Origin of the sequence: Flavobacterium rhizosphaerae, assembly GCF_046000445.1 — a bacterium.
Classification (GTDB): Bacteria; Bacteroidota; Bacteroidia; order Flavobacteriales; family Flavobacteriaceae; genus Flavobacterium; species Flavobacterium rhizosphaerae.
In genome coordinates, this window is sequence record NZ_JBELPZ010000017.1 from 65,245 (window position 1) to 73,645 (window position 8,401).

Sequence of the window (8,401 nt, forward strand, 5' to 3'; positions counted from 1 at the left end):
GTTTTGCTGCTTGTAATTTTTTGAAACGTAAATATAGTAATTATATTATAACAGCCACATTACTATGCTTTTTAACCCTTAAAACACACGGGTATTACTTCGCCATTTGCCAGGCAATACCGGGTTACATCCCCGGCTGAAAGTTTTTTGGTATACTCTTCTTCTACCACAGTAAAACCTATGCTGCGCAGTTTATCAAAATAATCACGGCCGTACACCCGCACATGGTCATATTGCCCAAAAATGTGCGCACGCTCTTTTGGGTCGGTTATGCTGTTGTCTTCAAAAGTATTTTCACGGGATAAATCCTGCGGTATCTGCAAAATGGCCATTCCACCGGGTTTTAGTACCCTGTACAATTCCTGCATGGCTTTAGTATCGTCCGGTATATGCTCTAACACGTGGTTGCATAGAATAATATCATACTCGTTATCTTTAAACGGCAAGTTGCAGATGTCTGCCTTTACATCAGCCAGGGGCGAATAAAGGTCGGTTGTAGTATAATCAAGATTGTTCATGTTACGAAACCGCTTATAAAAAGCCTGTTCCGGTGCAAAATGCAATACTTTATGTGGGGCACTAAAAAAATCGGTTTCATTTTTAAGGTACAGCCATAACAGCCTATGCCTTTCCAGCGAAAGCGTACTGGGCGAAAGTACATTATTACGCTGTGTGCCATATCCGTAAGGTAAAAAGCTTTTAAAACTTTTTCCGTCGATAGGGTCGGTATAGGTATTGCCTTTAAGTGCCATTGCCATAACCGGGCGGGCTACATAACTTAAGCGTATCAGCAACGGCCTTGGTATGGTATTGAGTATGAATTTAAAGAGTTTTTTCATGGTTATACTACCAAAGGTACCTGCCTGAATTCCTCTTCCTCATCACTAACAATACCCAAAGCTTTGTATACATATTTAAATGTGCTCAGCAGTTCGGGCTTGCCGTCAACCAAGGCAACATTGTGCTCAAAGTGCGCGCTCGGTTTACCATCGCGGGTTACAATAGTCCATCCGTCTTTAAGGGTTCGCACATTTTTAGTACCCATATTAATCATCGGTTCAATAGCTACTACCATGCCTTCAATAAATTTTTTGCCACGCCCCCGCTTGCCATAATTGGGCATGTTGGGGTCTTCGTGCATTTTTTTACCCAGCCCATGGCCCACAAGTTCGCGTACTACACCATAGCCTTCTGCTTCGGTATATTGCTGTATGGCATAGCCCACATCTTCTACACGGTTGCCGTTTTTAAACTGGCGGATGCCTTCGTATAACGATTCTTTAGTTACTTTAAGTAATTTTTTAATTTCAGGCGCCACTTCCCCAATTTCAAAGGTATAGGCGTGGTCTCCATAAAATTCATTTTTAAAAGCGCCGCAGTCTACCGAAACAATATCGCCTTCTTCAATAGGGCGGTTGGTAGGCAGGCCGTGCACTACCTGCTCATTTACACTGGTAAGCAGGGTGCTTGGGCAGCCATATAACCCTTTAAAGCCCGGTAGCGCATCATGGTCGCGAATAAATTCTTCGGCCAGGCGATCCAGTTCCAGTGTGGTTACACCGGGTTTTATTTCAGCGGCTATCATGCCGAGTGTTTTTGAAACCAACAGGGCGCTTTCGCGCATTATCTCAATCTGTTCCCTTGTTTTAGGTATAATCATCATTACATAATTTACAGAGGTGCAAAAGTACGATTTTAAATGATTTAATCAGGGTTTGCCATTATTTTGAATAACTCGGCATTAGAGATAAAGTATTTGTTTTCAAGATCTATTTGCTTTAGCATGGCTTCTACCAGTTTGTTTTCGCGGGAGTTGATAAGAAAAATGGAACTTTCGCCATACGAAAACAATTCTACTTCAGACTTTAACATCACGTCATAATCAGCTACCAAGGCCCCGGCCATTTCTTTCTGCTGCATTAGCGACTCAATTTCGGTTTGTTGTGCTCGTATTTTATTTTGCAGTTGCAGCTGCTGCTGACCCAGCTCATACTGCGCATCCTGTATTTTAAATTTGGCTACCTGCAGGTTGCCGCGTTCTTTTCTTAAAAATATAGGGAAACTAAAATAAGCGCTTACCTTATAATCGTTAAAACGGTAATTGTCAAAATAAGAAGGCTCTGAAAGGTAATGGTAGCCCACCTCCAGTTTGGGCAGGAGTTTATTGGCCTTTAGCCTGCGGTCTACCTCCAGAATATCGAGTTTTGTTTGCAGCGATTGTATTTTTGGGTGTTCCTCTAAATTGCCCGGTTCAAATAGCAGTTTATTGGTTTGAAGGGTTTCTGTAATTGTTGCTGCCAGGTTTTCTTCCGGGTACATGGTGTCAGCAGGTTCTACTGGTACATTTTCAATCCAGAGGTAGTTGGCAAGGTTAAGGCGCGCCTTTGTATATTTGAGCTTTGCATTTTCAAAATTCAGCCTGCGTGTTTTTACGGTTATGCCGCTTTCCACACTGTCAATGCGTGGAGAATCACCCAACTCAATCAGTTGCAGCACACCGGCGTAGCGCTCTGAGGCATAGCCAAGGTAATCTTCATACATACGCATTTCGGTATACGTCTTTTTCCACTCAAAATAGGCCTTGGCGGCATCATACAGCACCTCTGTCGCAGCAAGCTTACGTTCGGCCTCGCTTAAAGATAATTGCAATTTCCCTTTTTGCACATCGGCCATACGGTCGTTTATAAACAAGCCATTGCCAACAGGCACGGTAAGCCCCAGCGAAGTTAGCCCTGCATTTGGCGTTTTGTTTTGCGGATTAACATATACCCCTTCGCTGTTATCAAAAGCAGCTTTTATTTCTATACCATACCAGGTGGGTATTTTAAAGCTGCTGTTTAACAGCGAATAGTATTCGGTTTCCTTAAATTGTTTCTCATTATAGTCTACTTCAATTTTTGGGTCAAAGCCACCACGGGCCGCCATAAGTTCTGCCTGGGCACGGCTTATTTTAAGGTTTGCCTGCCGCACAATCGGGTGATATTTTTTTACATAGCCTAAATACTCATTAAGGCTAAGCTCTCCCTCAACAAACTCCTGTGCGGTAGCTGTTGCAGCGCAAAACATAATCAGCAGGGTTATAAATACATATTTAAACAGTTTCATGTGCTGTAGGGTATGTTATTTCTTTTCTTTCTTCTCATTGCTTTTGCTGCTTTCGGGTTGGTAGTAATTTGGTGGGAAACCATTAAGTACCCTCCATATTTCATACCATACAGGTACAGTATCCAGCAGTGCCATGGTGCGGGCGCCGGTGCCCACTTTAAGCTGTTCGGGCCATTTGCCCTCGGCAGTATCGGGGGCTATAAGTATGCGGTATTTGCCATTAGGGCTTATGTAATTTTCTATGGCTACTATGCGGCCCCCAAAGGTACCGTAAGAGAGCCCTGGCCAGCCTGAAAATACAATACGCGGCCAGCCGTCAAACCATACCCTTACATGCTCCCCTTTGTTAATAAGCGGAAGATCAATAGGGTCTACATACGTTTCTACAGCTATGTCAAAACCGGAAGGCATAATGCTAATAATTGGGGTACCTTCTTTAATAGTTTCGCCCACACCGGCCACAAGGGCTTTATTTACATAACCGCTTTGCGGGGCGGTAATATAATACATGCCATTACGGATGCTGTAATTTACATATTGGTTATGCAGCTTGTTTACCTGCGCTTCGGTATCATACTGGTTGCTTAGTGCCGTAAATTTATCGCTCTGTGATTTTGATATTTTCTCGGTATATTCTGCCGTAATGCGGTTAACCTCTACCATAGCATTAATGAGTTCGTTTTGAGAGGCCAGCAGTTTATTTTCCTGTGTAATTATTTTTGCTTCGGCTTCCTGCAGTTTAAGGCGTTTGGCTTCAACCTCAGTCAAGGGTTTCAGGCCCTTTTCATTCAATGCCGTAGCCCGGTTAAACTGTGTTTTCGCAATACGCAGCTGGGTCTTTACAGCTTCCAGGTCCATACTGTCGCTTTTAATTTTCAGCTCTGCCTGCCTTATTTTGTTATTGGCCTGCTCCAGTTTCAGCTTTCGTTCTTTTTCAAGTGAAGCCGCCTGAACCTCTAACGAATTTACTTTGCTGCCGTACGATTGTAACGCCATACGCTTGGCATCTTCCTGGTTTTTGGTGTTTTCTACCAGGTTGGGGTCAAAATAATCTTCTTTTATTTCAGAGAGAAAAACAAGGGTATCGCCTTTATTTACAAAATCGCCTTCCCGTATATACCATTTTTCTATACGCCCGGCAATGGCACTGTGCACCGTTTGGGGCCTTTGCTCCGGGCTTAGTGTGGTAACCGAGCCTGATCCGTTTATATTTTGTGTCCATGGCAGGAACAGGAACAGGAACGCCATTATACAAAAACCTATAATTATACGGTTCAGTATTTTATAATGCGGCCGGTTGGTGAGGCTTTGCAGTGTTTTAAAACCATTAGCCTTTATGTTTACGGGATTTTTTTCAGAAATATTCAGCATGATCTAGATACTTTGGTCTTCAACAATTTTACCATTATTCATTACAATAATTCTTTCACATTTTGATTTCCAGTAGTTATTTACTGATGAAACAATCACCGTCCATCGGTTCTCGGGGCTCAGCAAAAAGTCGATTATTTTGTTTGCCGTGGTAATATCTATCTTATCAAGCGGGTTTTCTAAAAACAATACATTTGGTTTATGGATAATGTTTCTTGCCAAAACTATTTTTTGGGTATTACTGGCGCTAAGCTGCAGCCCTTCGGGTAAAATATGCGTATCCAGCCCTTCCGGCAACGATTTTATAAACGGGGTAAGCTGCACATTATCTAAAGCCCACCTTAGCCGTTCTTCGCTTATAGTTGGGTCACCAAAAGTAATGTTTTCCAGTATAGTGCCGTCAAACGTGGTTTCGCCCTGTATTACAGTGCCTATTTTGCTGCGGTAAAGTTCTTTGTTTAGTTTTTTAAAACTGCCGTCGTTTATATAAATGTCGCCATTTTCGGGTTCCATAACCCCACTCAGCAGCCGCAGCAATGTAGTTTTGCCCGATTCGTTTCCGCCTGTTATAGCAACCCTTTCGCCCTGGTGCACTTTCAGGCTTACACCATTAAGCACGGCTTTTGCGGTGCCGGGAAAACGGTATATAATATTATCGGTTTCCAGGTTAATTTCGGCCAGGCTAACGTTTTCATCATTAATTTCTTTGTCTATATCAAGGTCTGATACCTGGCCTATTTTTTCAACCGAGGTTAATACATCATAAAACGACTCCAGGCCGATTATTATTTTTTCAACCGAATTGGTAACCAACACTATAATAATTTCTGCGGCTACAAACTGCCCTATGTTCATTTGCTGGGCTATAACCAGAAAACCGCCTATAAGCAGCAGTCCGGCTGTAATAAGCACTTTAAAACCTATAAGCTGTAGGTATTGCCTTTTTATTACATTAAAGTGTTTCTCCCTAAAGTTTATGTATTCGCTAACAAGCACATCATTGCGTTTAAGGGCATATTCAAAATTATTTTTTTTACGGAAGTTGCTGCTGCTTCGCGCAATTTCCTGAATCCAATAGGCCACCTTATATTTAAATTTAGACTCCTTTAGGCTGGTTTCTACCCCTTCGTTATAAGAAAATTTGAAGATGAAATACAACAGAAGCAATAACAATAGCCCGAATAGTATAAAAAAAGGATGATATAAGGAGAGCAACACAATGCCAAAGCCGGTTTGCAGCATGGCAGCGCTCATATCTATAAGTATTTTGGCTGAGCCTTTTTGTACATTAAGGGTGTCAAAAAAACGATTGGCCTGCTCCGGTGGGTATTTATCATACATTTCCCGAAACTTTATTTTGGGCATGCGGTAGGCAAACTCAAACGAAGAGCGGATAAATATTTTTTGCTGCAGGTTTTCTGTTATGCGCAGCTGCATTAAAGAAAGCAGCCCCACAAAGGCCACACCAAGCGTAACTACCACTACAAGCAATATCCACGATACACTTATACGGCCACTTTGAATAAAGTTAATTATGGCCTGTATGCCGAGGGGCAGCGAGAGGCTTATAAGCCCGGCAAAAGCCGCATAGAAAAGTATTTGGTATACATCTTTTTTATCCAGCTTCAATAAGTTTGTAAATCTTTTTAAAGGGGTCATGTTGCAGGGGTATTTATTACATTATCAATCAGGTTCAGGTAAAAAGCCGTTGGGCTTAGTATGTCGTTACAGTTTGTTATACTGGTAAGGTGTTCTTTTAAAAAGTGCTGGTGGAGTGCCCCTTCTACTATAGTGCTGGCCAGTGTTTCGGCATAGGGGTAACCGGGCAGTACCTCTTTTATCAGTGTGGCAACCCGGTGTATAATGCGTATGTATATCTGGAAAAAGCCATCCCTGTTTTCTTCATCAACCTCATTGGTAAGAAACGTTTTTGTAAAATTCTGGATAATGACCTTTTTCAATACTATACTATCTATATGTTCTGTGTCGCTGTTATCTGCTGTTTCCTCAGTTACTATGGTAATGGCTTTTTTAAGCCTCTCATAAGGCTGTATAAGGTTTGCCGTGCCAAATACAAGCCGGTATTCTATCCAGCTCCAGTACCATGAAGAGAGGTATACCAGCAACTTATGTTTATTTTCAAAATAGCGGTATACAGAACTTTCATTACTTTGTATACGCTCACCGAGTTTTTTAAAGGTAAAGGCTTCAAACCCTGCCTCATTTATAAGCAATATACTTTCTTTCAATATCTTTTTCCCCAAAGCCGAAGTTTCAGGGTCTTTTATATAAAGTTTTTGGTTAATGCGGAGTTTAAGGTTAGAAAGCACAAATTCCATAATTATAACAATAATACACTTTATTGCAAAAGTAATAGTTTTACTATCAATTTTGCAACTATTACTTTAAATTTAATTTTTAAGAACATGAGTTTTATCATGTTTTTTAATTGCGCCACGCTATATTTTTGAATTAAAATACAGGTAATATGAGCAAGTATATCACAGCAGCAGAAGCTGTAAAAACAGTACAACCGGGTGACAGGGTTTATGTGCAGGCCGCTGCGGCTACTCCCAATATTTTAACAGCAGCGCTGGCACAAAGGGCTGCCGAACTGAGAAATGTTGAAGTATGCCACATGCATACCGAAGGCCCGGCACCTTATGCTAATCCGGCACTGGCAGATAGTTTTCATGTGAATTCTTTTTTTATAGGAAAAAATGTAAGGCATACACTAACCGCAGGCAATGGCAGCTATACCCCGGTATTTTTAAGCGAGCTGCCACGGCTTTTTCGTAAAAAAGTAGTGCCTGTTGACGTGGCTTTTATACAGGTTTCGCCGCCCGATGCCCACGGTTACGTGTCGCTTGGGGTATCGGTAGAGGCTAGCCGTGCCGCTATTGAAACAGCAAAAGAAGTAGTGGCGCAGGTTAACCCAAATATGCCGCGTACGTTTGGCGACAGTGTGTTGCATATCTCGGAAATTGACTGGCTTGTTGAGACTAATGTGCCTATTTATAGCCATGAATTAGATGAAATTACGGAACAGGAAGCAAAGATTGGCGAAAATGTAGCATCGCTGATAGAAGACGGCAGCACCCTGCAAATGGGTATTGGCTCTATCCCTAATGCCGCATTGCAAAAACTGGGTAACCATAAAAACCTTGGGCTGCATACCGAAATGTTTTCTGATGGGGTTATAAGCCTAATTGAAAGTGGTGTGATAAACTGTACCCGGAAAGGGATAGTAAAAGGCCGTGCTCTGGCAACATTTTTAATCGGATCTCAAAAACTGTATGATTTTGTAAATGATAATCCCTTTATTGAAATGCGCGAATCATGTTTTGTTAATGATACCGCAGCCATACGCCGTAACCCTAAAATGGTTGCCATTAACTCTGCCATAGAGGTAGATGTTACCGGGCAGGTGTGTGCCGACTCTATTGGTAGCCGCATGTACAGCGGTGTAGGGGGGCAAATGGATTTTATAAGGGGAGCTTCGCTAAGCGAGGGCGGCAAGGCTATTATTGCATTGCCGTCAGTAACCCGAAAAGGTGAAAATAAAATAGTACCTTTTTTAAAAGAAGGGGCAGGCGTGGTAACTACCCGCGGGCATGTGCAGTATGTGGTAACCGAGTTTGGTGTGGCCGACCTTTATGGCAAAACATTGCACCAACGTGCCAAAGCCTTAATTAATATTGCGCACCCTATGCATAGGGAGGCTATTGATGAGGCATATTTTAATGAATTTAAAATATGCTTATAGCGTATTTTGTTTTTAGTTGTAGTTTGTCTGAAAAAAAGCCTGCATTGTAAAGTGCAGGCTTTTTTGTGTGTGAAAGCAAAAGTAAAGGGGCTGTCTCAAAAGTGAGTCAGCCCTATTTTTTTTAAACAAATAAGGGAGCCCGCGGGTTCCCTTTATTCT

Annotated in this window: 7 protein-coding genes; 1 reads left to right on the forward strand and 6 read right to left on the reverse strand. The window is 42.0% G+C overall.

What is annotated here, in order from left to right; translation table 11 throughout:
* Positions 1 to 71: 71 nt before the first annotated feature.
* Genes ABS766_RS13930 through ABS766_RS13955 form a run of 6 tightly spaced genes read right to left on the reverse strand, consistent with a single transcriptional unit; the run spans position 72 to position 6,815 of the window.
* Positions 72 to 839, reverse strand: coding sequence for a class I SAM-dependent methyltransferase (locus ABS766_RS13930; RefSeq protein WP_408085803.1), 768 nt, complete (start codon positions 837 to 839; stop codon positions 72 to 74).
* 2 nt (positions 840 to 841) lie between these two features.
* Positions 842 to 1,660, reverse strand: a complete 819-nt coding sequence (gene map, locus ABS766_RS13935) for a type I methionyl aminopeptidase (protein ID WP_408085812.1) — start codon at positions 1,658 to 1,660, stop codon at positions 842 to 844.
* Between the two features lie 44 nt (positions 1,661 to 1,704).
* Complete coding sequence (locus ABS766_RS13940; RefSeq protein WP_408085804.1) at positions 1,705 to 3,105, reverse strand: TolC family protein; 1,401 nt, start codon at positions 3,103 to 3,105, stop codon at positions 1,705 to 1,707.
* A 15-nt stretch (positions 3,106 to 3,120) separates the two neighbouring features.
* Positions 3,121 to 4,476: an HlyD family secretion protein gene (locus ABS766_RS13945; RefSeq protein WP_408085805.1), complete on the reverse strand. Its 1,356-nt coding sequence runs from the start codon at positions 4,474 to 4,476 to the stop codon at positions 3,121 to 3,123.
* 3 nt (positions 4,477 to 4,479) lie between these two features.
* Positions 4,480 to 6,135, reverse strand: a complete 1,656-nt coding sequence (locus ABS766_RS13950; protein ID WP_408085806.1) for a peptidase domain-containing ABC transporter — start codon at positions 6,133 to 6,135, stop codon at positions 4,480 to 4,482.
* Positions 6,132 to 6,815 carry a TetR/AcrR family transcriptional regulator gene (locus ABS766_RS13955; protein ID WP_408085807.1) on the reverse strand — a complete coding sequence of 228 codons (684 nt, stop codon included), beginning with the start codon at positions 6,813 to 6,815 and terminating at the stop codon, positions 6,132 to 6,134. Before ABS766_RS13955 ends, ABS766_RS13950 begins: the two co-directional genes overlap by 4 nt.
* Positions 6,816 to 6,964: 149 nt before the next feature.
* On the opposite strand from ABS766_RS13955, the gene ABS766_RS13960 reads away from it, so the two are divergent.
* Positions 6,965 to 8,242: an acetyl-CoA hydrolase/transferase family protein gene (locus ABS766_RS13960; protein WP_408085808.1), complete on the forward strand. Its 1,278-nt coding sequence runs from the start codon at positions 6,965 to 6,967 to the stop codon at positions 8,240 to 8,242.
* Positions 8,243 to 8,401: the final 159 nt, after the last annotated feature.